Annotated in this window: 21 protein-coding genes; 13 read left to right on the forward strand and 8 right to left on the reverse strand. The window is 56.0% G+C overall.

Going from position 1 to position 24,207, the window contains the following annotated elements; translation table 11 throughout:
* The first annotated feature begins 30 nt into the window (after positions 1–30).
* The 6 genes from petA to CJD38_RS00825 all read left to right on the forward strand — a co-directional run bounded on the left by petA (position 31) and on the right by CJD38_RS00825 (position 4,868).
* Positions 31–627, forward strand: a complete 597-nt coding sequence (gene petA, locus CJD38_RS00800; RefSeq protein WP_107938404.1) for a ubiquinol-cytochrome c reductase iron-sulfur subunit — start codon at positions 31–33, stop codon at positions 625–627.
* On the forward strand, positions 627–1,868 hold the full coding sequence (locus tag CJD38_RS00805) for a cytochrome b (protein ID WP_107938405.1): 1,242 nt from the start codon (positions 627–629) through the stop codon (positions 1,866–1,868). The genes petA and CJD38_RS00805 overlap by 1 nt, the downstream gene beginning before the upstream one ends.
* Positions 1,865–2,599 (forward strand): cytochrome c1, encoded by a 735-nt coding sequence (locus CJD38_RS00810; RefSeq protein ID WP_107938406.1) that lies wholly within the window; start codon positions 1,865–1,867, stop codon positions 2,597–2,599. The genes CJD38_RS00805 and CJD38_RS00810 overlap by 4 nt, the downstream gene beginning before the upstream one ends.
* A gap of 77 nt (positions 2,600–2,676) precedes the next feature.
* Positions 2,677–3,309 carry a glutathione S-transferase N-terminal domain-containing protein gene (locus CJD38_RS00815; RefSeq protein WP_107938407.1) on the forward strand — a complete coding sequence of 211 codons (633 nt, stop codon included), beginning with the start codon at positions 2,677–2,679 and terminating at the stop codon, positions 3,307–3,309.
* Positions 3,306–3,728, forward strand: a complete 423-nt coding sequence (locus CJD38_RS00820; protein ID WP_107938408.1) for a ClpXP protease specificity-enhancing factor — start codon at positions 3,306–3,308, stop codon at positions 3,726–3,728. The genes CJD38_RS00815 and CJD38_RS00820 overlap by 4 nt, the downstream gene beginning before the upstream one ends.
* A gap of 87 nt (positions 3,729–3,815) precedes the next feature.
* Complete coding sequence (locus CJD38_RS00825; RefSeq protein WP_107938409.1) at positions 3,816–4,868, forward strand: putative sugar O-methyltransferase; 1,053 nt, start codon at positions 3,816–3,818, stop codon at positions 4,866–4,868.
* Positions 4,869–4,894: 26 nt separating this feature from the next.
* Here CJD38_RS00825 and CJD38_RS00830 read toward each other — a convergent pair whose 3' ends face one another.
* The 3 genes from CJD38_RS00830 to CJD38_RS00840 are packed head-to-tail and all read right to left on the reverse strand — an operon-like array spanning position 4,895 to position 8,110.
* A complete protein-coding gene (locus CJD38_RS00830) occupies positions 4,895–6,283 on the reverse strand; it encodes an FAD-binding oxidoreductase (protein WP_107938410.1) in 1,389 nt (462 codons plus the stop codon).
* A complete protein-coding gene (locus CJD38_RS00835) occupies positions 6,276–6,620 on the reverse strand; it encodes a YraN family protein (protein WP_107938411.1) in 345 nt (114 codons plus the stop codon). The genes CJD38_RS00830 and CJD38_RS00835 overlap by 8 nt, the downstream gene beginning before the upstream one ends.
* On the reverse strand, positions 6,617–8,110 hold the full coding sequence (locus CJD38_RS00840) for a penicillin-binding protein activator (RefSeq protein ID WP_107938412.1): 1,494 nt from the start codon (positions 8,108–8,110) through the stop codon (positions 6,617–6,619). The genes CJD38_RS00835 and CJD38_RS00840 overlap by 4 nt, the downstream gene beginning before the upstream one ends.
* A 55-nt stretch (positions 8,111–8,165) precedes the next feature.
* Between CJD38_RS00840 and rsmI the strand changes: the two genes are divergently transcribed.
* Positions 8,166–9,035 carry a 16S rRNA (cytidine(1402)-2'-O)-methyltransferase gene (gene rsmI / locus CJD38_RS00845; RefSeq protein ID WP_107938413.1) on the forward strand — a complete coding sequence of 290 codons (870 nt, stop codon included), beginning with the start codon at positions 8,166–8,168 and terminating at the stop codon, positions 9,033–9,035.
* A gap of 63 nt (positions 9,036–9,098) precedes the next feature.
* Here the strand turns inward: rsmI and CJD38_RS00850 are convergent, their stop codons facing one another.
* Both CJD38_RS00850 and CJD38_RS00855 read right to left on the reverse strand, forming a co-directional pair.
* Positions 9,099–12,089: a parallel beta-helix domain-containing protein gene (locus CJD38_RS00850; RefSeq protein WP_107938414.1), complete on the reverse strand. Its 2,991-nt coding sequence runs from the start codon at positions 12,087–12,089 to the stop codon at positions 9,099–9,101.
* A 115-nt stretch (positions 12,090–12,204) separates the two neighbouring features.
* Entirely contained in the window at positions 12,205–12,945 is a 741-nt protein-coding gene (locus CJD38_RS00855) for a DUF2461 domain-containing protein (RefSeq protein ID WP_107938977.1), read from the reverse strand.
* Between the two features lie 89 nt (positions 12,946–13,034).
* Between CJD38_RS00855 and CJD38_RS00860 the strand changes: the two genes are divergently transcribed.
* Positions 13,035–13,811 carry a class II aldolase/adducin family protein gene (locus tag CJD38_RS00860; RefSeq protein WP_107938415.1) on the forward strand — a complete coding sequence of 259 codons (777 nt, stop codon included), beginning with the start codon at positions 13,035–13,037 and terminating at the stop codon, positions 13,809–13,811.
* 9 nt (positions 13,812–13,820) lie between these two features.
* Here CJD38_RS00860 and CJD38_RS00865 read toward each other — a convergent pair whose 3' ends face one another.
* Entirely contained in the window at positions 13,821–15,155 is a 1,335-nt protein-coding gene (locus CJD38_RS00865) for a sigma-54-dependent transcriptional regulator (RefSeq protein WP_107938416.1), read from the reverse strand.
* Positions 15,152–16,735, reverse strand: coding sequence for a sensor histidine kinase (locus tag CJD38_RS00870; RefSeq protein ID WP_107938417.1), 1,584 nt, complete (start codon positions 16,733–16,735; stop codon positions 15,152–15,154). The genes CJD38_RS00865 and CJD38_RS00870 overlap by 4 nt, the downstream gene beginning before the upstream one ends.
* Positions 16,736–17,253: 518 nt before the next feature.
* On the opposite strand from CJD38_RS00870, the gene sucC reads away from it, so the two are divergent.
* Genes sucC through CJD38_RS00885 form a run of 3 tightly spaced genes read left to right on the forward strand, consistent with a single transcriptional unit; the run spans position 17,254 to position 20,921 of the window.
* On the forward strand, positions 17,254–18,420 hold the full coding sequence (gene sucC / locus CJD38_RS00875) for an ADP-forming succinate--CoA ligase subunit beta (protein WP_107938418.1): 1,167 nt from the start codon (positions 17,254–17,256) through the stop codon (positions 18,418–18,420).
* Positions 18,421–18,423: 3 nt separating this feature from the next.
* Positions 18,424–19,296, forward strand: a complete 873-nt coding sequence (gene sucD, locus CJD38_RS00880; RefSeq protein ID WP_107938419.1) for a succinate--CoA ligase subunit alpha — start codon at positions 18,424–18,426, stop codon at positions 19,294–19,296.
* An 11-nt stretch (positions 19,297–19,307) separates the two neighbouring features.
* The gene (locus CJD38_RS00885; protein ID WP_107938420.1) at positions 19,308–20,921 is read left to right on the forward strand and encodes an NAD+ synthase; all 1,614 of its coding nucleotides are present in this window, start codon (positions 19,308–19,310) and stop codon (positions 20,919–20,921) included.
* Between the two features lie 12 nt (positions 20,922–20,933).
* On the opposite strand, the gene CJD38_RS00890 is transcribed toward CJD38_RS00885, so the two are convergent.
* Positions 20,934–22,286: an outer membrane protein assembly factor BamD gene (locus CJD38_RS00890; protein ID WP_107938421.1), complete on the reverse strand. Its 1,353-nt coding sequence runs from the start codon at positions 22,284–22,286 to the stop codon at positions 20,934–20,936.
* Positions 22,287–22,323: 37 nt separating this feature from the next.
* On the opposite strand from CJD38_RS00890, the gene rluD reads away from it, so the two are divergent.
* Together rluD and pgeF are read left to right on the forward strand one after the other, a co-directional pair.
* A complete protein-coding gene (gene rluD, locus CJD38_RS00895; RefSeq protein WP_107938422.1) occupies positions 22,324–23,340 on the forward strand; it encodes a 23S rRNA pseudouridine(1911/1915/1917) synthase RluD in 1,017 nt (338 codons plus the stop codon).
* 86 nt (positions 23,341–23,426) lie between these two features.
* A complete protein-coding gene (pgeF, locus tag CJD38_RS00900) occupies positions 23,427–24,179 on the forward strand; it encodes a peptidoglycan editing factor PgeF (RefSeq protein ID WP_107938423.1) in 753 nt (250 codons plus the stop codon).
* Positions 24,180–24,207 lie beyond the last annotated feature (28 nt).

The following is a 24,207-nucleotide window of genomic DNA, read 5'->3' on the forward strand; positions in this document are numbered from 1 at the left end:
CATTAATCTCCTTTCAAGGGGCATCGTTCAATGAGTAATGAAGGCGTGGATGCCGGGCGTCGCCGGTTCCTGACGCTGACCACGGTAGCCGTGGGCGGCGTGGGTACAGCGGCAGCAGCTTGGCCATTTTTGGCTTCGCTGCGTCCTAGCGAGCGGGCAAAGGCGCTAGGTGCGCCAATTACCGTCGATATCAGCAAAGTCGAAATCGGTCAGAGACTGACTGTGGCTTGGCGCGGTAAGCCGGTTTGGATTATCCGCCGTACACCAGAGATGCTGGCCAGCCTGCCTAAGGTTGACGCCAATCTGCGTGACCCTAACTCCAATGAGTCGGAACAACCGGCTTATGCCAAGAACGAAGTCCGTGCACTGAAGCCTGAATGGCTGGTCATGGTGGGTTCTTGCACTCACCTCGGTTGCTCGCCGACCTTCCGCCCGGATCATCCGGCACCGGACGTCGATAGCAACTGGCAGGGCGGTTTTTATTGCCCTTGCCACGGTTCCAAGTTCGACTTGTCGGGCCGCGTCTATAGCGGTGTACCTGCTCCGACCAACTTGGTCGTGCCGCCGTACAAGTACATCAATGACACCACCCTCACCATTGGTGAAGATCACCAGGGAGCGGCGTAATGGCTATCGTCCCCAATCCGCATAAGACGACGGGCGTGCTCGGCTGGATCGATGACCGTTTCCCGCTGACCAAGCTGTGGAAAGATCATCTCACCGAGTACTACGCACCGAAGAACTTTAACTTCTGGTACTACTTTGGTTCGTTGGCACTTCTTGTGCTCGTCAACCAATTGCTCACCGGTATTTTCCTGACGATGCACTACAAGCCTGACGCTGCTCAGGCTTGGGATAGCGTTGAATACATCATGCGCGACGTGCCATGGGGTAACGTGATTCGTTACCTGCACTCGACGGGTGCTTCGGCGTTCTTCATCGTCGTGTTCCTGCATATGTATCGCGGGCTCTTATATGGTTCGTATCGCAAACCGCGCGAACTGATCTGGGTCTTCGGCATGCTGATCTTCTTCGTGCTGATGGCCGAAGCGTTCTGCGGTTATGTACTGCCTTGGGGCCAGATGTCTTACTGGGGCGCTCAGGTAATCATCTCGCTGTTCGGTGCTATTCCTAAGATCGGTCCGGATATCGTGGTTTGGGTTCAGGGCGACTACATCCCTTCGGATGCAACGCTCAACCGCCTGTTCTCCTTCCACGTCATCATGCTGCCATTCATCCTGGTCGGTCTGGTGGTTGCTCACTTGATTGCACTGCATGAAGTGGGTTCTAACAACCCAGACGGCGTTGAGATCAAGAAGCACAAAGATCCAGTCACCAAGATCCCACTCGACGGCATTGGCTTCCACCCGTATTACACGGTGAAAGATCTGGTCGGCATTGGCGTGTTCTTGATGATCTTCCTCGGCGTTGTGCTGTTCGCTCCAGATGGCGGCGGTTACTTCATCGAGAAGCCGAACTTTATTCCTGCTAATCCGCTGGTCACGCCTGAGCACATCACTCCGGCTTGGTACTTCGGTACGTTCTACGCGATTCTGCGTGCGATTCCGGACAAGCTGATGGGTGTTATCGGCATGTTTGGTGCGGTGTTGATTCTGTTCGCACTGCCTTGGCTCGACCGTTCACCAGTCAAGTCGATTCGTTACAAGGGCCCGATCTTCAAGATTGCGCTGGCACTGTTCACGGTTGCCTTCGTTGTCCTCTGCTACCTCGGCCTGCAGCCTCCATCACCGATGGGCACGCTGCTGTCACGTATCGGCACGTTTATTTACTTCGCCTTCTTTATCTTGATGCCGTGGTATTCGGCGATCGACAAAACTAAGCCAGAACCAGAGCGGGTGACGGGATGAAGCGCCTATTTATTGCCCTCGCGGGTCTGACTCTGTCGGCTTCGGCGTTTGCTAATAGCGGCCATCCGTTGCCGTTTGCCTTTACGCCAGACACCGCCAATCTGCCTTCCGTGCAGCGCGGCGCTCGTGACTACATGGCCTATTGCTCGGGCTGTCACTCGATGAAGCATCTGCGCTACTCGCGCATTGCTCAGGACCTCGGCATTCCCGAAGATCTGGTCAAGAAGAACCTGATGTTCACCACCGACAAGATCGGCGATCACATCATTTCGTCGATGCCAGTTGTGCAAGCGCAACAGTGGTTTGGCCAGGCTCCACCTGACCTCACCGTTGAAACTCGCGCTCGTGGCGCTGACTGGGTTTATAGCTACCTCAACAGCTTCTACGTTGATGAGTCACGTCCTGTTGGCGTGAACAACCTCGTACTGCCGGGCGCTTCAATGCCGCACGTGTTGTGGGAGTTGCAGGGCTGGCAGGTGAAGTCGGAAGCCAAGGCTGAAGCTTCACATGGTGAAGCGCACGGCACCGGCCTTGAACTGGCTCAGCCAGGCAAGCTGTCGCCTGAGGAATACAAGAAGTTCACCGCTGACCTGACCAACTTTATGGTCTATGCAGCAGAACCAGGCCGCGCACAGCGCGTTGCGCTTGGTCCTAAGGTCATTCTGTATTTGTTGGTGCTGACCTGGCTCTTCTACGCACTCAAGAAAGAGTTCTGGAAAGACATTCACTAAGTCTTTCCTGCGTTACCCAAACGCCGTTCATGGTAAGTTGTTACCTTGAACGGCGTTTTTATTTCTGAAGCGGGTCTATGTCACTACGCGCACGCAGTAAGTTTGTCCCTGAAAACAAACCCGCAGTGCGCGCGGGCGTTACCTTATTTTGTGAGCGCGATACTTTGCAGAGCCATTGGGCGCGCTTGGTATTGGCAGAAAAAGAAGTCGATGGTGCGCGCCTTGAGTGGACGACACCGGGCAAGCCTAGTGAAGATTTGCTGGTGCTTAACCCGCAGCTGACGCTGCCAACGCTGACGGATCGCGATACCGTGATTCACCCGGCGCGCGTCATTGTTGAATACCTCGATGAACGCTATCCGGCGCCGCGTTTGATGCCAGCAGATCCTGCGGCCAAAGCGCGCGTACGTATGGCGTTGATGCGCATCGAGCATGATTTGTTTCCCTTGGTCGAACTGCTGCTGTCCGGCAAGGGCGATGTCAAAAATGCGCGCAAAACGCTGACTGAACACCTCACCACCAGTGCGCGCATGGTTCCGATGCGTGGTTGGTTTCTCGGTTTGGATTACAACCTTGTCGATACTGCTTGGGCCGTGCTGTTTCATCGCCTGCCCGGTCTCGGTATTAAACTTTCACCAGAAGCTGCGGGCATTGTTCGCTATGCCGAACGTTTGTTTGCACGCCCGGCTTTCCAAAAAACTATCAAATGAATTCTCGTCCCACTTCACGCTCGCGCCGCCCATATCTGATCCGCGCGGTTTATGACTGGGCGACTGATAACGGCTGCACGCCGCATATGCTGGTCGCCGCTGATTACCCCGGTGTCGTCGTGCCGCTCGAGTTTGTGCAGGAAGGCCGCATCACGCTCAATATCGCACCGATGGCTGTGCAGGGACTCAATCTCGAAATCGAACCGTTCTGGTTTTCAGCGCGCTTCAGTGGCCGATCATTTGAAGTCTCCGTACCGAGCGGCGCAGTGCTTGCCGTATTCGCGCGCGAGAACGGTGAAGGCATTGTCTTTGGCGAAGTAGAAACCGCCAATCCAGACGATGCTGTGTCGCCTACCGAACCTCCAAAGCCGCCGACCAAGCCCGCAGGTGGCAGGTCGCATCTCAAGCTAGTGAAATAGCTGACGCGATTCAAATCGCGTCAACCGATCATGTTTTGGCGCGTTTTCTCTTCATAAGCCGCTTCAGCGGCATGAGGAGAGACCAAAATGCTGCAGCAGCTCACGCGGCCTGTAAAAAACACCATCAAATCTCTGGTCCAGAAGAGTGGCTACCAAATCACCAAGGTAGATACGCTCGATATTGAACCACTGATCGGCTCATCGTTTACCCCAAGCGCGGTTCCAGCGGGTGCCCGTGAATATCTGCGCGGCGATCACCCACGCTTGCAGGACCTGCGTCGTCGTTACGCTGCGCTGAACCATCCGGTTGCCGCACACAGCCATTGGACGACCAGCTTTGTTAACGACAATGTCGAGCTGCTGAATTTCCGTGGTGACAACGCTTACCTCTGGCAGGTGCGTCAGTCGCGTGGTGATGCGGAAATGCGCTATTTCGCCAACACGCTCTATATCGAACGGATTGATCATCGCCGCTTGTTGCCGGCGCTGGTCGAAGACGGCGCTTTCGGTTGCCACACTTTCCAGTACCAAGGTCGCCACGGCATGAGCCGCGATCTGCTGGATTCAATCAATGAGATTTATTTTCTTGATCGTCAGATTGGTTTGTTTGATCGACCTGATCTGCGCGTGCTTGATATCGGCGCAGGCTATGGCCGTCTTGCGCACCGCATGTGCGAAGCGCTGCCCAATCTGAAGTCCTATGTTTGCGTAGACGCAGTGCCAGAGTCGACGTTTCTCGCTGAGTATTACCTCAAGCATCGCGGTTTGCCTGAGTCGCGGGCCAGTGCGGTTGCGCTTGATGAATTACACAAGCTGGAAGCAATGCCGCAGTTTGATGTTGCCGTAAACATTCACAGCTTTACTGAATGTAATTACGAAGCTATTCGCTGGTGGCTCAATATGGTCAGCAAGCTGAATATTCGCTGGCTGCTGATTGCACCGAATAAAGGTCCACTCGGCGCTGAACATGATTTGTTCAGCATTGAATCGGATCGCAGCAGAAAAGATTTCATGAATTTGCTGGAGGAGGCAGGCTACAAGCAGGAACTACGTGCGCCTAAGTTTGACGATCCGCATCTGCAGATCGGCATTCCTCGGTTCGCGGATACCTATTACCACTTGTTCCAGAAAGTAGCCTGAGGAAGGGGCACGCCGCCCTGATTAATTCAGGGCGGTAGTGTTTTGCCCGGATTCAAAATAGATTGCGGGTCGAAGACCTGCTTGAGTTGGCGCATCAGCGCCAAAGTGTCAGCGTCGATTTCCCAGCCGACATAATCACGCTTGTCGATACCGACGCCGTGTTCGCCAGAGATGGTGCCTTCTAGCGACAGCACGAGTTTGAATACATCGTGCAGGCAAGCTTCAATCGCTTTCATTTGCATCGCGTCACTTGGATCGGCCAAGAGATTGACGTGAATATTGCCGTTGCCCGCATGGCCAAAGTTGACGATGCGAATGCTGTGACGGCGCGACAGCTCACCAAGACCATCGATGAGTTCCGGCAGTCGCGTCACCGGTACGGCGACATCTTCATTCACTTTTTTTGGCGCGAGTTTTCGCAGGGCAGGCGATAGCGCTTTGCGGCTAGACCAAAGTGCTTCTGCTTCGGCAGATGATGCCGCTGTGCGCAGCTCAATCAGACCATCGCCACGCGCGGCATCTGAGATTGCACGCACTGCGGATTCAATCGAATCGGGTGCGCCGTCTGCTTCAATCAGTAGCAGGGCGCCTGTTCCTTGTGGAACCCCGCTGTCCTGATGCTGCTGCGCGAGCATCACCGCATCGCCATCCATGAACTCTAAAGCGCTTGGAATCTGCGGCTGACCCATGAGACGTGCAACAGCTTCCGCCGCAGACTTCACATCGCGATACGCCGCACGCAACGTGCGTGTGACTTCAGGCTTAGGCAGTAACTTGAGCGTTGCTTCTGTGATGACAGCCAAGGTGCCTTCGCTGCCAATCAGCAAGCGCGTGAGGTCGTAACCGACAACGCCTTTGGTGGTGTAGCAGCCAGTCTTGATTGAGGTGCCAGTGCCGGTGATCGCGCGCAGGCCGAGTACGTTGTCACGCGCTGTGCCGTACTTCACTGCGCGTGGTCCGCCAGATGAGCAGGCGAGGTTGCCGCCCACGCTGGAAAAACCCGCGCTGGTTGGATCGGGCGCCCAGAACAAACCATGCTTAGCCGCTGCGGCTTGGATATCGCCATTGAGCGCGCCTGCTTCGCATTCAATCATGCGATCGCCGGGCGAGATGCGCAGGATGCGATTCATGCGCTCCAGCGTCAGTACGATGCCGCCAGCGATAGGCACAGATGCGCCAGTGGTATTGGTGCCACGACCACGCGCTGTCAGCGGAATGCGGTGTTCAGTGCAAACGCGCAGTAGTGCCGCGATCTCGTCGTGGTTCGCAGCAAACGCCACGGCTTGCGGCATTGCGACGCGACGGCTGTTGTCGTAGCCATAGGCTAGACAATCCGCGGGGTCGGTAAGAAAACGATCGGTGCCGAAAATTTCGCGACAAGCTTTGAGCTCCGTAGACGAAAGTGACTCAGTCATTGCTATCAAACGCCGCTTTGATCCATTCGATCTTGTCCGCACGATCCAGCGTCAGCACATCAAAGCGCACCGGTGCATCAAGAAATTGTGGATGTTCGACTAAGAATCGTTGCGTCGACTGAATGATGCGTTCGCGTTTGCGTGCATCGACTGAAGCCGCTGCACCGCCGAATGCTTCGCTGCTTCGTTTGCGCACTTCGGCAATTACCAACGTTTCGCCTTCACGCATAACCAAATCAAGTTCGCCGCCACGGCAACGCCAGTTGCGTGCAATGGTCTTCAGACCTTTGCCTTGCAGATGTCGCAGCGCCAGATCTTCGGCAGCAGCACCGTTCATTGTGCTGATGAAGATGCGTCCGAAGCGCGGATGCCGCCGTCGCGGAACTGCGCGCAGTTGAGCGTGCGGTTAATCGCGCCGTTCGATCTCATCACCAAGCCGCCGCTGGCCGCAGGAATCACAGCGCCTGTTTGAATCTTGCCGCTTTGCATCAAGCCGACCAGGTTGTAGGCGTCATAGCCGAGTGCGAACAAACGTGGCTGCGTTTTGATCGCAGGCAAATCAGCTGCGTCGGCACGAACGCCAGCCCAAGTGCTATCCGCCTGCAGCATCATCGGCATGTCGCAGAAACTCACGCTGCTGAGTTCGCTATCGCCGCTTCCGCTATAGATCATTGATGTGGCGTAGATCGATAAACCTGTGCCGCGATAGAAGCGGAACTGCGGCCAGATCATGTGGGCGTCGCTTGCGCGTGCCGGCATGAATATGAAGTCAAAGTCGCCGCGAGGGCGCAGTTCGACAGCCTTTTTATTGGTAACAGGTGGTGGAGCAACTCCGTCGTTGCGAACTGGTACGGGTTCCAGCTTCATCAGACCTTGAATGCTTTTGCTGAAATCCACGGTGCCGACTTTGTAGCGTGCTGATCTACGCACACCGCCGCCGAGTTCGCGTAGTCGTTTCTCAAAAGCGGCGAACACACGATCACCCCATTCCGTTTGTGGAACGAGTGCGACGGCAAATTTTTTGCCTTGTGCAACAGCATGTTCTGCAGCCGCGCGCGCTTCGTCTTCTGGTGCAAGACCAAATTGGAAAAAGTTAGACGGTACGCGCGTGGCTTCATCCAGATAATTGAGCGCCAACACGGGCACCTGTATTTGGCCGAGCGCGGCAATTGCGGCAATCGATTCTTTGCGCAGTGGGCCGACTACAAAACTAGCGCCTTCACGCAGCGCTTGTTGATAGGCCGCCAATGCACTTTCGTTGCTGTTGCCTGAATCGTATAGGCGCACAGGCAGGTGATTCGAATTCTTCAGCGCCGCAGCCATAAAGCCATCACGCACGGCTTCTGCGGTAGGCGCCAAAGCGCCAGTCAGCGGTAGAATCAGGGCGAGGCCATTGCCAGCGGGCAGGGAAGGTAAGGCGGGGGCTGGTGTAGGTGCAGCAATTGGCGCAGTGGCTGGCGTCGCATCGGTCGGCGCGGTGCTCTGTGCAATTGCGCGAACGGCGTTCAGTCGCGCCATTTGCGTGGTATCAAGAGAGCCGCTGGGGATTTGCGTGCAGAGAAGTTCAGCGCGTGCAAAATCGCCCGATTTCAGCGCAGCTTCTGCGGCTGATAATAAGAACTCAGCAGTGAAGGGCGCGGAAGAGGTTTTGGCCGCTTCCTCAAATGCGCGTGAGGCTTCAGCGTAATGCCCGTCATAGGAAGCCTTACGGGCGCTATCCACATGCGCTGCGTACGGCGGCGGCTCCGCGTGAATGGCCGTAGAAAATGCCAGCAACAGGGTGCCAGCGAGTAAGAGCAAGCGACGTGGGCGAAGATCAATGTTCATACGCGGTAAAGTATGACATGGCCTCTGTTCCCGCTACCCCCTTCTGGCTTTCTCCATGACCGCACCCGCCGTTGTTGCAGGACATCTTTACGTTGTGGCTACACCCATCGGCAATTTGGGTGATTTGTCCCCGCGCGCGCAGGCAGTTTTGGGCGGTGTGGACCGCATTTGTGCCGAGGACACCCGAACCACGGGCTCGATGCTGGCGCAGTTCAATATCCGCAAGCCCATGGTGGCCTTGCATGATCACAACGAAGATCAGAGCGCGTCGACCTTGGTGCAGGCGCTCAAGAATGGGCAATCGTTGGCGCTGGTCTCGGATGCGGGAACTCCGCTGATCTCCGACCCCGGCTTTGCGCTGGTGCGCGCCGCGCGTGCTGCGGGCGTCACTGTTATCACGATCCCGGGCCCTTGCGCGGCTGTTGCGGCTTTATCGATTTCGGGTATCGCGACTGACAGCTTTACCTTCATTGGATTCCTGCCGCCCAAGGCGCAGGCTCGCGCGGTGCGCTTGAAAGCATTGGCGGCTGAAACTCGTACGCTGATGTTTTATGAATCCAGTCACCGCATCGGTGAATCTGTAGATGCGATTGCCGAAGTGTTTCCTACGCGTCAGCTTTGCCTTGCGCGTGAGCTGACTAAATTATTTGAGCAGAGCATTACTGCAACGGCGACAGAAGTTGCCGCATGGCTCAAGCAAGACAGCAACCGCAGTCGAGGTGAATTCGTCTTGGTGTTGGAAGGTGCTGAGGCTAGCGATGCACATGCCGATGATGCAGAGGCCACACGTATTTTGCGTGTGCTGATGCAGGAGCTTGGCGCATCACAGGCTGCAAAACTTGCAGCTGAAATTACCGGTCGTCGCAAGAATGAACTGTATGCGCTTGCTACACGCCTAGGCGCTGATAGCGGCGACGAAGCTTAGCCGGCACAAAAAAATGCGCCGCCTCGTAGCGTTGTATTGCTACGAGGCGGCGCAGGTTGATTTTTAATTAGCGCAGCTAGTCGAGCCTGGGTACTTGCTCTCGTCTGCTTTCACTACGCTACCAATCCACTGTTCCAACAGATCATGACCTTCAATGTGCACGACGCTGCGTGCGATTGGGGGCATGCGTGCTGCAGGTAGCGTTGCTTCTGGACCCGTGCGGAATGCGAGCACTGAGTCAGCAACGTTGCCTGGATGAATGTCATACGTACGACCGCCGCGACCTTCAGTGCCAGTTGCCGTAGGACGTTTGCAAATGCCGTAGCTCAAATCCACCGCACGCAGTGAGTCGAGGTAATAGCCGGTGCTTGCCGCAAAGCCGTGCGAGTTGTGGCAATGCTCGCAGTTCACTTCGAGGTAGGCACGGGCGCGGGCTTCGATATCGGCGTCAGAGCCTGCGGCGAATCCAGCATCGCCCGGCTTGTTGTACGCAGGCGCGTGTTCCAGCTTGCTTGCGATCTGTGTGGTCGGATCAACGCCGAGATCAGACGGGCAACCTGTGACCAGCCCCTTGTCGCAGAGGTACTTGATCTGGTTCTTGCCGAAGATGTCGTGATGGCTTTGATCGGTGACGAGGGTCGACTCCGATTTGAAAGCACGATTGAGGAAACGCACTTTCGGTCCAATCGGTGAGGCGCCAGCTTCCTTGTTGTCGTTGGAGTGGCAGCTCTGGCATTGGCCCGCATTCGGAATCAGATAGTTGCTAGTGCTACCGACTTCAGCGAGGCCAGAGTCAACGTTGTGCTGATTCCATGACACGGATGCAGTGCCGCCGCCCATCGCAAGTTTGGCAACGCGCTTGCCGTTCTCAGTCGTCCAGATGTACGGCAGACCATCCCAACGTACCTGGCCCTTGGAAGTAACACGCTTGATCAGCAAGCGAGTTTCAATCGCTACTTCCGTATTGGCCGTTTCGTTTCTAAACGAGAAGGTCTTGGCGATGATCGTGCCCGTCGGGAAGATCAAGGTTGCGTTGACGCCATCGGTCTTGGCGTCTTTGTAGATCGCTTTCTGGCCTGACGGAATAAATGCGACGCGATACTTCACGGCGTAATCCGAGAACAGTTTGGTGTTGAGCGCAAATGGCACGCCACCGCTGTTAGGTGCGCTGGTTGGATCTTCTGCATTATCGAACAGACGATATTGATCCAGCGTTGGGCAGTTAACCGGTGCGGCGGCAAAGTTGACGCCAGAGCCTCCGGCTTTGCACAGCTTGTCGATTTTTTCCTGAGTAGGTGCCGGGTCAAAGGCACCGCTACGCTTGAATGGTGGAATCACCACTTCAGGCAGCTTCGGCAGATTCTTGCCGTAGCGTGCCACGCAATTGTGTGGAGACATGTCGAAATCAGATGCGATCAATGGCAACGCAGCCGGATCAAGATTATTTTCGATGACCAGCTCCAAGCCCTTGGTGCCGTGGAAGTTGGCAAAGGGCAGAGCGCCGCTGGCGAACTCATTGTCGCTATCGATGCAAGAGAACCATTGTGGCTTGATGCGTGGTGCATCTGGCTTGCTGGTATCGAACTTGTAAGCGTTGTAGTGGCAGGACGGATCAGGCGTCTGATTGCTCATCAGCGGTTTGCCAATATCATTCTTGGGTACTGGGTTGCCGTCGATGTCTTTCGGATACGGGCAATCCTTATTGTAAGTATCAAGCAGTCCATCCCACAGAATGTGCGCGCCGTGTGGGCCGACTGGCACCGTCAGGCCGGCTTGCAGGCAAGTTGGCAAGTTCAACAAGCAGCCGGCCTGGTTTTTCACGCCGATCAGAATAGGCAGCAGCTTGGTCAGGTCCTGATCAATCAATGCCGTGGTGGTTGGCAAAGGCAGACCATTGCCATTGTTGACGAACTTGTTTTTCCAGATGTGTACGCCTTCGGTGTACCAGTCTATGCGATGCTCGCTCGGACGATCACCAGAAGGGAACAGCTCGTAGCTGGTGTGAATGATGCCGCCAGTGTTGTTGTCGATGAACTGGTTGTTGTAAATGTCGATGCGATCGTAGGCCAGCGTAATCATGCCGCTGCCCGGCGGCACCTTGCCGACGATGCCGCCGGAGGTGAAGTTGTAGGTATTGTTCTTGCGCGAGATGTTGTCGTGCATGGTGGTGCGGTCACCATACTGACCAAGGCCGTCAAGATCGTAGATCAGGAAGCCGCCGGTGTTGCACTCAGCAAGGTTGCCGAGATATTCGCCGCTTTGTACGTTTTCAATTTCGAAACCAAAAACGTTATAGGCCACACGGCTTTTGCGGATGATCGCAGTCGTCGTTTGTCCAACGTAAATGCCCGCATCGGACGCACCGATGGACTCCGATTCATCAATCAGGATGTTGCGCGACGAAACCGGATAGATGCCGTAACGACCGGTCTTGTTGCTCACGGTGTAGTCGGGCGAAGTGGTGCCGCCGAGTAGTACGTTTTCCGGAACATTAGGATCGCGAACGGCGGGGCTGGTGCAAGCAACATTCAAACGCTTTGCTGAATTCGCAGCGTAGTTGGACGCAGTGATCGGATCGGGACTCATGCGTCCACCGCCAGAAGACCAGATCGCACGTACGCGGGTCACGGTGCCGTGATCGACCGAACGCATTTCAACGCCATTGCCGCCGGTGTCGAGCACCGTCAGGTCTTCTACCCAGAAGCCGTGAACGTTGACGGCAAGAATGCCTTCAGGCGCGTTGTTGTTCTTGAACGACAACACGGTCTTGTCTTTGCCGCAGCCTTTGACCCTGATGTCTTCAGTGTTGATCAGCTGTAGCGAAGAGGTCAGTTCAAAGTAACCGCAATCAAACTGAATGACGTCGCCTGGTGCGGCCTGCACCATGGCGGCCACCATATCGGTAGTTGCATTGGCACCTGGCTTGATCAGAAAGGTGCGACCACCACCTGAGCTGCCGTTAGAGTTGTCAGTCGGGCTACTGCTGCTACAAGCGGCGAGTAGGCCTAGGCTCAGGGAGCCAATGAGGAGAGAGCGGAGTAATGGCAGGCGCATATGATTTTTGATTCTAAGGAGTACAGCAAAAGAATATAAAAATAATGGGCTTAGGCGCGATAGTATTTTGGGCTCTGTGCTGGCTCGGCCGAATGTGTTCTCGGGGCTCCGCCGATCAAAAATCAAGATCCAGTGATCCGCAAAGCCAATCAATCATCGGCGCGGCTGTGGCGAAGTGTTTGAGTACGATTTTGGGGAAATCGGGCGAACAAACCTGTTCTTCGCTCAAAGTAGCTGTGCAGACGTAATCCTTGCGTTTCAGGTCGGCGATCAGCTCATGCGCAGGGTCATAGCCTGCTGGCGGGCGCGACAGGCTGTCGCCGTCTAGCGAATAGAGCTTGCTGAATGCCGCGCTGCGCGTGACTTTCTTCCAACTGGCAGGGTTATTCACCATATAGCTGCGAATGCGTTTGAGCGTCTCTGGCTGGCCATGCCAGACGCCGCCGCCGATGAAACATTCGCCGGGCTGCAGGTGCAGATAAAACAGTGGCGCATCGAGGCGACCCGGCGAGGCATTGCTGCCATCGCTGCCGCGCGCGACCGCTTTGGTTGCTTGGTGGAAGAACGTCATGCCGACGTGAGTTTTGTACGGCGTCTTGTCGCCAGAGAAACGGGTGTCGCGATAAATGCGGAACAGCGAGCCGCCAACGGCTTTGGGACTGGCGACGAATTGCTCGCTGACGGTTTCTTTCAGTGGCGCGTCCAGCGCTGCGATAAAGCGCAGGCACGGCTCTTTCAGTTCCGCTTCATAGCGCGTCTTGTTCTCAGTGAACCACTCGCGATTGTTGTTGCGCTTGAGATCCTTGAGGAATTTGAACAGTGTGGGCGTGAATGGCGCGGTAGGCTTTGACGGCATGGCGGTCACCGAGGAATGATGAGAGTTAAATCTAACTCAGCCTGATGATAGGCGCAGCTACCTGATTCGGTAGCCGCAATGGAGGCCTCATGGAACGCATCACCGACAGCAACACTTATTCCCTACGTAGTTCGGTATCGAATCAAGAGTGGGAGGCGCGCGTCAATCTGGCTGCGGCTTATCGATTGGTTGCGCATTTCAAGTGGGACGATCTGGTGTTTACGCACATCTCGGCGCGCGTGCCTGGACCTGATCATCATTTTCTGATCAATCCATACGGCATGCTGTTTGAAGAAATCACCGCGTCTTCGCTGGTCAAAATTGATCTCAACGGAAACAAAGTGGCGGAGTCGCCTTACGAGATTAATCCCGCAGGCTTCACCATTCACAGTGCGATTCATGCTGCGCGTGAAGATGCGATGTGCGTCATGCATACGCACTCGCTCAACGGCGTTGCGGTGTCTGCGCAGAAGGGTGGCTTGCTGCCGATCTCGCAGCAGTCGGTAATCGTTCTGGCTTCACTCGGTTATCACGATTACGAAGGCATTGCACTCAACGAAGACGAAAAGCCACGCTTGGTGCGTGATCTCGGCACAAAGATGAATCTGATGCTACGCAACCACGGCTTGCTCACTGTTGGCGCTACGCCAGCCGACGCGTTTTTAGGTATGTACGTGATGGAAGCGGCCTGCACGATTCAAGTGCGAGCACAGGCGGGCGGCGGCGAGTTGATTCAAGTGGCCAAGCCCATTCTCGACGGCATTCAAGCTGCGGCTGAGAAGGTGACGCGTGGCTTGGGTGGAAAGCTCGCGTGGCCAGGTTTACTGCGCAAATTGGATCGAATTGATCCCTCGTATCGCGATTAAACGTGTGGCTTATTCGATGCCGAGTTTCTTGATGCGATAACGCAGCGAGCGGAACGACATGCCGAGCAGTTCTGCAGCGCGGGTTTTGTTGTAGCGCGCTTTTTCAAGCGCTTCGCGAATGGCGCGCTTTTCAATTTCTTCGATGTGATCGCCCAGTGCGGCGTTTTCATTCGCAACCGCAGAAGAAAATTGCACCGGCGCAGAAGGACGCAACTGAAGATCGCTGGCGCTGATCACTTTGCCATCGCACATGGTGATGGCGCGCTCAAGAATATTTTCGAGTTCACGCACATTGCCCGGGAAGTTGTACTCGCGCAGCTGGCGCTGTGCTTGCGCTTCCAGTTTCGGTGGTGCGCTAAGACCGTTGTCGCGAGCCAGGCGGGTGAGGATGTGTTCAGACAGCAGCGGAATGTCGTCTGCGCGATCTCGTAGCGGTGGCGTGCGGACTTCAATCACGTTCAAGCGATAGTAAAGATCTTGGCGGAATGCGCCCTGATTGACCAAGTCATTCAGATTTTTATGCGTGGCAGAAATGATGCGTACATTTACTGGCACTTCGGTTTCCGCACCGACCGGGCGCACCGAACGTTCCTGCACTGCGCGTAGCAATTTCACCTGCATGTGCAAAGGTAGATCCGCTACTTCGTCCAAAAACAAAGTGCCGCCTTCTGCGCTCTGGAAAAGTCCCTGCTTATCGCGGACTGCGCCAGTAAAGCTGCCTTTAACGTGGCCAAAGAATTCGCTTTCCATCAGCTCGGTTGGAATCGCGCCGCAGTTGACTGGCATGAACGGTGATTGTCCGCGCGGGCCTTGCTTGTGAATCAACTGCGCGACGCGCTCTTTACCGGTGCCGGATTCGCCTGCGATATGCACGGGTGCTTGTGAACGCGCGAGGCGTTCGATCATCGCGCGCAGATTGCGAATGCTCTCGTGCGTGCCCAGCAGTTCTTGATCGGCAGTATCTGTCGTGTCGTTTTTGCGCAGCTTGAGCGCGCTATCAACCAATTTGCGCAGCGTTGCGAGATCGACGGGTTTGGATACGAAATCGAATGCGCCTGCTTTGAGGCTTTCCACTGCAGCCTGTGCATTGCCGTAAGCCGTAATCATTGCCACCGGCATGCAGGGGATTTCGCGTTGGATGTGTTGGATCAACGACAGGCCATTACCATCTGGCAGGCGCATGTCGGTAATGCAGAAATCAAACTTGCGCTCAGCCAGCAGCGCGTGCGCCTCAGCCAGAGTGGCGGCGGATTGTGTCTTTAAGCCCATGCGCGTGAGAGTGATTTCCACCAGCTCGCGGATGTCAGCTTCGTCGTCAACAATTAGGGCTGAAGCTTTGGTCATGAATGCTTATCTTGCGAGAACAGAATACGGAAACAAGTGCCTTCCGGCTGCGGAACGTGTACGAGTTTGGCCTGATTGTATTCGCAGAGACTACGCGATAGATAAAGTCCGAGTCCGGTGCCATGGGCTGCGGTGGTGAAGAAGGGCTCAAAAACCTGTTCCACCAGCTCTTCTGGAATGCCAGGGCCGTTGTCCCGAACCTCTAGCCAAACTGCGCCACCGCGCGCAGGTCCGGCGTTAACGAACACCAGAACATTGTATTCACGCGCATGTTCGAAAGAATTGTCCCAGAGATTGAATAGCACTTGCTGCAGATGATCGGGATCAAATTCCACCATCAGGCTGGTCGGAATATCTGCGAGTTCAATCGGGCGCTGCTGTAGCGGATGGCCTTCCTGATACAGATTTGCGGTGCGGACCAGCCAGCTTCTGAGTGGCAGCGTGGCAATCTCGCGCGTTTCGCGGCGCGAGATGCTGAGAACGTCGCGAATGATTTTTTCGATGCGCGCGCCATGGCGTTGGATCATGCCGAGCAGGCGTTGATTTTCACCCTGTAACTCGCTGGATTCCGCGAGCAGTTGTCCAGCGTGACTGATCGCTGAAAGTGGATTGCGAATTTCGTGGGCGATACTGGCGGACAGTCGGCCCAGTGCTGCGAGTTTCATCTGCTGCGCTTGTTCACGTAATGCGCCAGCGTCTTCCAACAGGATCAGCACCGGTGCGTCGTCGCCCCAGCCAAGGCGCGTGAAACGTGGGATGACATCCACCATGCCTGCGCTGAGTACTGTCGGCGTAGGTGCTGCGCCGACCATCCAGTCACGCAGTGCGATATCGAGCTCTGGTGCGCCAGTTGCGAGTGCATGGCCGTTGGTGAGATTGGTGTGGAGTAGACGCCCAGCAGCGGTGTTGGAGCTGCGTAGTCGACGTTGCGCATTCACGACCAATACGCCGGTGTGCATGTTCTCAATGATGCTGTCGTTGAGGCGCGACATGTTGGCCAAGTCGCTACCGACACGTTCGGCCAAAGCTTCACTGCGGCGCGCGCGCACGGCAACGGTGTTGGCGGACATCATCGTGGCGAAGAACATCAGGCCTAGGAAGCCGGTGACGGTGAATTCTGAGGCGACAAAGCCAATGCTGGATTGGCGCAGCAACTCCTCGCTGAACATCACCAGCGTGGCGCCAGCGGCCTGTAGCAAGGCAATGCGCGGGGTTTGCAGGATCGCTGTCGCGATACCGGGCGTGATCAGCAAGATGCCCATGCCATTCGGCACGCCGCCGCTGGCGTAAACCAGAAGGCCAAGCGCAATCGCGTCGATGGCAAATTGGATCTGCGCCTGTGTGGTCAGGCTAGGGCGACGTGCAAACAGCGGCAGCAGCAAGGCCAGTGCGACGATGGCGTAGGCGTCGCAGGTGTAACGGAACAGTTTCGACAGGGTCTGTTCGAAAATAACGCCGCTAAACCCGGTTTCGTAAGCAATCAGTAGCGCGCTGATCAGGACGAGTCGATAAAGCGACAGCAGGCGCAGCAAGCGCCAATCGGCGTGAGTGCTATCTCGTTGGCTCGCCGCGACAGACATGCTTACGCGCTACAACTTAGTGCAGACGTGTCAATGCGCAGATCTGTGGACGCACCATAAAAGCTCATCCTGAGCAGCGGCCGCAAAGTCCAGTCTTCGAAAGTGACTCGGCGGGCAGGTGTGTGCCGCATTTTTCGCAGCGCGCCATGGCCTCATAACGCTGGGGCGGAGGCGGTTGTGCGCGCTCTACGTGGATGCGCACGCCGCGGAACAGACGCCAGACAATCCAGATGGCGGCGGCAATCAGTAGTAAGCGGAATATCATGAGTTTTTTCGGTGCAAGTGGTATGTATTTTGCTAATTGTAGGCGGCCATTGCGTCTCTGTCGCTGGCCGTTCACAGCCTTTACTATGGACGTCTCAGTTGTTATTTTTTATATACTAATACTTCTGTAACTAATAAAAAGTAACGACCCAATTTAATTGAGCTACTCCTTGCGGGTGGGGATGATTTTGCTTATCCCTTGTACCTTGGAGGAGAATCCACCCCCTCGCAAAAGACCGAATCAGGAAGTCCGAATGAATCTACACGAGTATCAAGCCAAAGAAATCTTCACGCGCTATGGCATTCCAGTGCCAGTAGGCGCACTTGCAGCCAGCCCAGAACAGGCTCGCGCTGCTGCTAAACAGGTTGGCGGCGAGAAATTCGTAGTCAAGGCGCAGGTGCATGCTGGCGGCCGCGGTAAGGTTGGCGGCGTGAAGTTGGTGGAAGGTTTTGACGCTGTCGAAGAAGCTGCCAAGGCAATGCTCGGCAAGAAGCTGGTCACCATCCAGACCGACGCACACGGCCTGCCCGTGAACAGCGTTTGGGTTGAAAAGCCCTCAGCGATTGCGCGCGAGCTGTATGTCTCCGCCGTTGTTGACCGCACGCTGGAGCGCGTGGTGTTTATGGCCTCCGCTGCTGGCGGTATGGACATCGAAGAAGTGGCGCACAACACGCCAGAAAAAATTAAGCATGTGTCAGTGCACCCAGCAGCCGGTCTGCAGCCTTATCAGGCGCGCGAACTCGGCTTCTTCATGGACCTGACCAAAGAACAAGTCGACCAGTTCACCAAGATCATGCTCGGCCTGTCGAAGATGATCACCGATCTCGACTGCAGCCTCGTCGAAATCAATCCGTTGATCGTGACCAAAGAAGGCAATGTGTTTGCCCTCGACGCCAAGCTCAACTTTGATGACAACGCACTGTTCCGTCAGAAAGAGATCGCCAACATGCGCGATCCTTCACAGGAAGACGAGCGCGAGCGCGAAGCCAGCAAGTTCGATCTCAACTACGTCACCCTCGAAGGCAATATCGGTTGTATGGTCAACGGCGCAGGTCTGGCCATGGCAACGATGGATATCGTCAAATTGCACGGTGGCCAGCCAGCCAACTTCCTCGACGTTGGTGGCGGCACCACGGCTGAGAAGGTGACGGAAGCGTTCAAGCTCATCACCAAATCGCCGGAAGTGAAGGCGATCTTCATCAACATCTTCGGCGGTATCGTCCGTTGCGACTTGATTGCCGAAGGCATCATTCAGGCTTGCAAACAGACCGATCTGAAAATTCCAGTTGTGGCGCGCCTGCAAGGCACGAACATGGAGAAGGGCCGTGAACTGCTCGAAAAGAGCGGCCTCAAAATCACGCCCGTTTCCGATCTCACCGAGGCGGCTAAGACCGTCGTTGCAGCAGCCCAAGGAAAGTAAGTCATGTCGATTCTGATCAACAAAAACACCAAAGTTATTTGCCAAGGCTTCACCGGCAAACAGGGCACGTTCCACTCTGAACAAGCGATTGCGTACGGCACCAAGCTCGTTGGCGGCGTTACCCCAGGCCGCGGCGGTTCTACGCATCTCGGTCTGCCTGTGTTCCACACCTGCCACGATGCAGTGAAGGCAACCGGCGCTGATGCTTCGATGATCTACGTACCTGCGCCTTACGCAGCCGACGCGATTCTTGAAGCGGCTGATGCTGGCATCAAGATCATCGTCTGCATCACCGAAGGTATTCCGGTGAATGACATGGTCAAAGTGAAAGCTACGCTCGCAGAAAAAGACTGCGTGCTGATCGGTCCTAACTGCCCAGGCATCATCACCCCGGGCGAATGCAAAATCGGCATCATGCCGGGCCACATCCACAAGCCAGGTCGTATTGGCGTGGTGTCGCGCTCAGGCACGCTCACGTATGAAACTGTTCACCAGACCACGCAGAACGGCCTCGGCCAGAGCACCTGCGTCGGCATCGGCGGCGACCCGGTTCGCGGCATGGGCTTCATCGACGTCATCAAGATGTTCGAAGCTGATCCACAGACCGACGGCATCATCATGGTTGGCGAAATCGGCGGCTCTTCCGAAGAAGAAGCTGCTGAGTACATCAAGAAGCATGTGAAGAAGCCTGTTGTTGCTTACATCGCTGGCGTTACCGCGCCTCCCGGCAAGCGCATGGGCCATGCAGGCGCCATCATTGCTGGCGGCAAGGGCACGGCAGACGAAAAGTTTGCAGCGCTTGAAGCGGCTGGCGTGACAACGGTTCGTTCGCCTGCTGATCTGGGCGCTGCGATGCTTGCGCTGCTCAGCAAGTAAAAGCACTGTTGATGCAGCAGTCTCTTACGGTCGCCGCCGCCCAGCTTAATCTCTGGGTTGGCGACGTCGAAGGTAATGTTCGCAAGATAATCGAGGCGGCACGCAAAGCTCGCGATGAGCTTGGTGCCGACCTCGTTGCTTGTCCTGAACTCTCACTCATTGGTTATCCCCCAGACGATCTGCTGCTCCGCAGCGCTGTGCCGCGCCTGATTGAACAGGGCGTTAGTCGTTTGTTGGATGAAGTGAAGGGCATCACGCTGGTATTCGGTTTGCCCGAGTACGAGCACGGTCAAATTTATAACGCGGCTTATGTGATTCGCGATGGCCACATCATCACGCGATATCGCAAACAACAATTACCCAATTACGGCGTGTTCGATGAACGCCGTCATTTCAAGCGCGGGCACGATGCCTGCGTGTTTGAAGTCGAAGGCCACAAGATTGGCCTGACGATCTGCGAAGACATCTGGTTTCCAGAACCAGCTGCGCAAGCACGAGCTGCTGGCGCCGAGGTGATCCTCAATATCAACGCTTCGCCATTCAACATCGGCAAATCTGCTGAGCGTCGTCGCGCGCTGGATCTGCGCGTTGCGGAAAATCGTTTGCCAGTGATTTACGTCAACTGCGTTGGTGGCCAAGACGATATCGTTTTTGATGGCGACTCTTGTGCTGTGAATGCAGATGGTTCTGTCGCATTTTCTGCAGCAGAGTTTGAAGAAGGTGTGTTCCCGATCACTTTGCAAGCTGGGCAATTCACCGGTGAGTTGCGCAAAGAGCAAAGTGAAGAGGCGGTAACGTACCGAGCGCTGGTGCAAGGCGTGCGCGATTACGTGAATCGCAATGGATTCCCCGGTGCGCTGATTGGTATGTCGGGCGGTATCGACTCCGCACTGGTCGCGGCGATTGCAGTGGATGCACTTGGCGCTGATCGCGTTTGGGGCGTGTCGATGCCTTCGCGCTATACGCTGGATATGTCGAACGACGATGCGCGCATTCAAGCGGAACTCATGGGCATCAAGTATTCGATGTTGCCGATTGAGCCCGCATTCGAAACGTTTACGCAGATGTTGGCTGGTGAATTCATCGGACGCGCTGTTGATCTCACCGAAGAAAATTTGCAGTCACGCAGCCGCGGCATGCTGCTGATGGCGCTGTCGAACAAGTTTGGACATGTCGTGTTGCCAACCGGCAATAAGAGCGAAATGGCAGTGGGCTATGCCACGCTCTATGGCGATATGTGCGGCGGTTATGCGCCGATCAAAGATGTGTACAAGACTTTGGTTTATCGCTTGTGCCGTTATCGCAATACGGTTTCTGAAGTGATTCCGGAACGTGTGATCACGCGCCCACCGTCGGCAGAGTTGCGTCCGGATCAAAAAGATTCGGATTCATTGCCGCCGTACGAATTGTTGGATCCGATTCTGCAGGCTTATGTTGAAGCGCAGTTGTCGATTCCAGAAATCATCAAGAAAGGATTTGCTGAAGCTGATGTGCGACGCGTTGCAGGACTCGTGCGTCGCTCAGAATATAAACGCCGCCAAGCAGCACCGGGCCCTAAGGTCACCGGCTGCGCGTTCGGGCGTGAACGCCGATATCCGCTAACGGCGGTTTACGGCGATATTTAAACTGCCACGCCGTTAAGGCGTGGTGTTTGGTTTGCTGTCAGCAGGAACATCCGCAGCTTTCTCGGCTGGCTTCTTGCTCTCGCCATCGTCATAGGGCTCCATTGTGATCGAGAAGCCGCTGCCGCGAATGGCGCCATCTGACGATGGGGTCTGATCACTTGCACCAGCAGCGGCAGGCGTTGCCTTTGCGCTGGGCTGCGTCGGAATAACCACTGTCGCGCCTTCAAGCTCTTCGTTGCCAGGTGTAAACAATTGCTGGAGCCACTCCATCGCAGTCTTTGGCTTCTTGGCTTCAGGCTTAGCGCTAGTTTCCGAGCTGGCCTTGTCTTCAACGGGAACCACCTTGATCGTGGGCATAGGCTTCGGCGGCGGCGGATCCATTTGCTCGATGATCGGAACGGCCTTCGGCTTCGCTTTGGACGCTGGTTCGGGCAGTTCTTTTTCTGGCCCTGCAACGGGTTTGATTGAGAATGCCTTGGTGGTTCTTTCAATCAGGCCTGGCTTTTTAGGTGCGACGGGGTAATCCGTCTGCGGTGTTGACGTACCAAGCTGCGCTACGAGCAGTTTGTGCACGGTATCCGCCTGCTCGTTCTGGCCCATCTTGCGATAGGACTGTTCGAGCACTTCCATGGCGCCGATGGTGGCTGGCGCGCCGGGGTACTGCACCAAGATCTGTTCTGCGCGCTTGGCGGCGGCAATGAATGCGCCGCGTTTTACGTAGAAATGCACAACATGCAGATCGTGCTGAGCAATGCGATTGCGCAGATCGATCATGTGCTGGCGTGCGTCACCGGCGTAGGGGCTGGTCGGATATTTTTGCGCGAGCAGCGAGAAATCGTCGAAAGAGCGACGCAGGTAGCTAACGTCTTCTTTGGTGCTATCAAGGCCAAACGTGCCGGACAAACCTTCGTCACGCGTCGTGTTGACCAGACCTTTGATGTACTGAATGTAGTCCGCAGCTGGGTGGCGCGGATGTTCTTTAAGGAATTTGTCTGCTGCGCTCAGCGATTCATCAGGCTGATAGCTGCGGTAAAGCGCATACACGCGCTCGAGGTCGGCCTGTGTCGCGTACTCGGTAAAAGGGAAGCGCGCGGCGATCTGATCGTAACGACTAATTGCGGTGGCGAAGTCAGAAGCATCGAGTGCGAGGCGCGCTTGCCTATACAATCCGTCCGCGTCGAGCTTGCGCTCTTTGGCGGACAGGTCGCTGACGCTGTCAGGCCGGAAAGGATTTGCCGGGGTTAAGGGCTTATCCTTAGCGGACTTTTCCTTGTCCGGTGAGTCCTTGGCGGGCGTCGATGAGCACGCTGCGGCAGCGAGAGCCAACGCGGTGAATGCCGCGCGGAACAGGTTGGATGATTTCATGTTTTCGAAACGATTTTATGAGGCGCGAGTATAGCTGATGGCTAAAGCAACAAAGACCGACACAACGAGTGAAGAAGAAGACCTCCACCATAGCGCAGAGGTTCCGCACGAGTTGACGGAACAGCGTCTGGATGTGGTCTGCGCCAAGCTGTTCAACGACTGGTCACGGGCGCGTTTACAGACTTGGATCGGCGATGGCCGTGTCAGAGTCAATGGCATCGTGATCGATAAGCCAAGGACCGTGGTTCTTGCTGGCGATACCTTGGAGCTGGAGGCAGTGCCGGAGGCTGATCTGACGGTTCATCCCGAGAAAATCGCGCTGGACGTGGTTTATCACGACAAAGCGATTGCAGTGATCAATAAACCAGCAGGTCTGACTGTGCATCCGGGCGCGGGCATTTCCTCGGGCACGCTGCAAAACGCGCTGCTGCATCGTTTTCCACAGACCAACGTTGTGCCACGCGCAGGTTTGGTGCACCGCCTCGACAAAGACACCTCTGGCTTGCTGGTGATCGCACTGACGCTGACGGCGCAGACACGCTTGTCTGCGGCGATTTCCGAGCACGCTTTCCGTCGCGAATACGACGCTGTGGTGCATGGCGATATGGTTTCCGGCGGCAGTGTGGATGCGCCGATTGGCCGCCATCCGCGTGACCGCGTTCGCATGGCGGTGGTTCCCCGAGGTGGGCGTGAAGCGTTGTCGCACTATCGCGTGCAAGAGCGCTACAGCTCGCACACGCATCTGCGCGTCAAACTCGAAACCGGCCGCACGCACCAGATTCGCGTGCACATGTCGCATATCCGCCATCCCATCATCGGCGACTCGATGTACGGCGGCGATGTGATTCGTGGTCGCGGCATGGACCCAGAACTGCGCGATGTGTTGAAAAGCTTCCCGCGTCAGGCGCTGCATGCGCGTGAACTGGAGCTGGACCACCCCATCAGCGGCAAAACCATGGGCTGGCTGGCTGAGCCGCCGAAAGATATTCAGGACTTGCTCGTCGCGCTGCGCAAGCACACCGCGCGGGATGCTGCTGCTTCGCCTAAACGCTGAGTCGTTTTAATATATAAGTTTAAATATATTTAATTTATAAAATATAACAACTAGGCGCGCCCAATGTTCAGAGTGGGAATGATTTGATGAGTGCTGCGGGCGTGCCGCTATCGTTTCTGCGGCCAGATTGGCCGGTGCCCGCTCGGGTGCGATCGGCCGTGACGCTGCGCGCGGGTGGCGTTAGCCCGCAGCCTTACGACGCGCTGAATCTTGGCGTCCACGTGGGCGATGATCTTGCCAACGTCATGCAAAACCGTGCGCTGTTGCGTTCGGCTTTAGCGCTGCCGAGTGAGCCTGTGTGGTTAAAACAGGTTCACGGCACGCAGGTCGCGCAGCTGCCTGCTTTGCCGGACACTTTGGAGGCCGACGCCTCATGTAGTGCGAGCGCGGGCGTGGTTTGCGCCATTCTCACAGCAGATTGTTTGCCCGTATTGTTTTGCGATGACAGTGGTAGCGTTGTTGCTGCTGCACATGCGGGTTGGCGCGGTCTGCTGACAGGTGTGCTCGAAAACACTGTGCAAGCGATGAATCTCCCGGCGTCACGCGTCCAAGCTTGGCTTGGTCCGTCGATAGGTCCTCAAGCCTTCGAAGTTGGAAGTGAAGTGCGTGACGCGTTTATCGCGCATGACGCGGTAGCGGCGCAGGCTTTTGTTGCAGGTGCGCCGGGCAAATATTTTGCTGATCTTTATTTGCTGGCGCGGCAGCGTTTACAAAGCCACAGCCTCACTCGCGTTTACGGTGGCGGCTTGTGCACGTTCAGCGACGCGCAAAGTTTTTATTCTTACCGTCGCCAAAGTGTGACGGGACGCTTGGCGAGCTTAATCTGGCTTCAAGACTAGCGAGTGTTGCAGCCCAGTATCGCCCTCT

The organism is Stenotrophobium rhamnosiphilum, from assembly GCF_003052265.1.
In the GTDB taxonomy this organism is placed as follows: domain Bacteria; phylum Pseudomonadota; class Gammaproteobacteria; order Nevskiales; family Nevskiaceae; genus Stenotrophobium; species Stenotrophobium rhamnosiphilum.

Coding starts and splice junctions, on each gene's coding strand:
- petA (WP_107938404.1), top strand. CDS start 31: ATGAGTAATGAAGGCGTGGATGCCGGGCGTCGCCGGTTCCTGACGCTG.
- CJD38_RS00805 (WP_107938405.1), top strand. CDS start 627: ATGGCTATCGTCCCCAATCCGCATAAGACGACGGGCGTGCTCGGCTGG.
- CJD38_RS00810 (WP_107938406.1), top strand. CDS start 1,865: ATGAAGCGCCTATTTATTGCCCTCGCGGGTCTGACTCTGTCGGCTTCG.
- CJD38_RS00815 (WP_107938407.1), top strand. CDS start 2,677: ATGTCACTACGCGCACGCAGTAAGTTTGTCCCTGAAAACAAACCCGCA.
- CJD38_RS00820 (WP_107938408.1), top strand. CDS start 3,306: ATGAATTCTCGTCCCACTTCACGCTCGCGCCGCCCATATCTGATCCGC.
- CJD38_RS00825 (WP_107938409.1), top strand. CDS start 3,816: ATGCTGCAGCAGCTCACGCGGCCTGTAAAAAACACCATCAAATCTCTG.
- CJD38_RS00830 (WP_107938410.1), bottom strand. CDS start 6,283: ATGACTGAGTCACTTTCGTCTACGGAGCTCAAAGCTTGTCGCGAAATT.
- CJD38_RS00835 (WP_107938411.1), bottom strand. CDS start 6,620: ATGAACGGTGCTGCTGCCGAAGATCTGGCGCTGCGACATCTGCAAGGC.
- CJD38_RS00840 (WP_107938412.1), bottom strand. CDS start 8,110: ATGAACATTGATCTTCGCCCACGTCGCTTGCTCTTACTCGCTGGCACC.
- rsmI (WP_107938413.1), top strand. CDS start 8,166: ATGACCGCACCCGCCGTTGTTGCAGGACATCTTTACGTTGTGGCTACA.
- CJD38_RS00850 (WP_107938414.1), bottom strand. CDS start 12,089: ATGCGCCTGCCATTACTCCGCTCTCTCCTCATTGGCTCCCTGAGCCTA.
- CJD38_RS00855 (WP_107938977.1), bottom strand. CDS start 12,945: ATGCCGTCAAAGCCTACCGCGCCATTCACGCCCACACTGTTCAAATTC.
- CJD38_RS00860 (WP_107938415.1), top strand. CDS start 13,035: ATGGAACGCATCACCGACAGCAACACTTATTCCCTACGTAGTTCGGTA.
- CJD38_RS00865 (WP_107938416.1), bottom strand. CDS start 15,155: ATGACCAAAGCTTCAGCCCTAATTGTTGACGACGAAGCTGACATCCGC.
- CJD38_RS00870 (WP_107938417.1), bottom strand. CDS start 16,735: ATGTCTGTCGCGGCGAGCCAACGAGATAGCACTCACGCCGATTGGCGC.
- sucC (WP_107938418.1), top strand. CDS start 17,254: ATGAATCTACACGAGTATCAAGCCAAAGAAATCTTCACGCGCTATGGC.
- sucD (WP_107938419.1), top strand. CDS start 18,424: ATGTCGATTCTGATCAACAAAAACACCAAAGTTATTTGCCAAGGCTTC.
- CJD38_RS00885 (WP_107938420.1), top strand. CDS start 19,308: ATGCAGCAGTCTCTTACGGTCGCCGCCGCCCAGCTTAATCTCTGGGTT.
- CJD38_RS00890 (WP_107938421.1), bottom strand. CDS start 22,286: ATGAAATCATCCAACCTGTTCCGCGCGGCATTCACCGCGTTGGCTCTC.
- rluD (WP_107938422.1), top strand. CDS start 22,324: ATGGCTAAAGCAACAAAGACCGACACAACGAGTGAAGAAGAAGACCTC.
- pgeF (WP_107938423.1), top strand. CDS start 23,427: ATGAGTGCTGCGGGCGTGCCGCTATCGTTTCTGCGGCCAGATTGGCCG.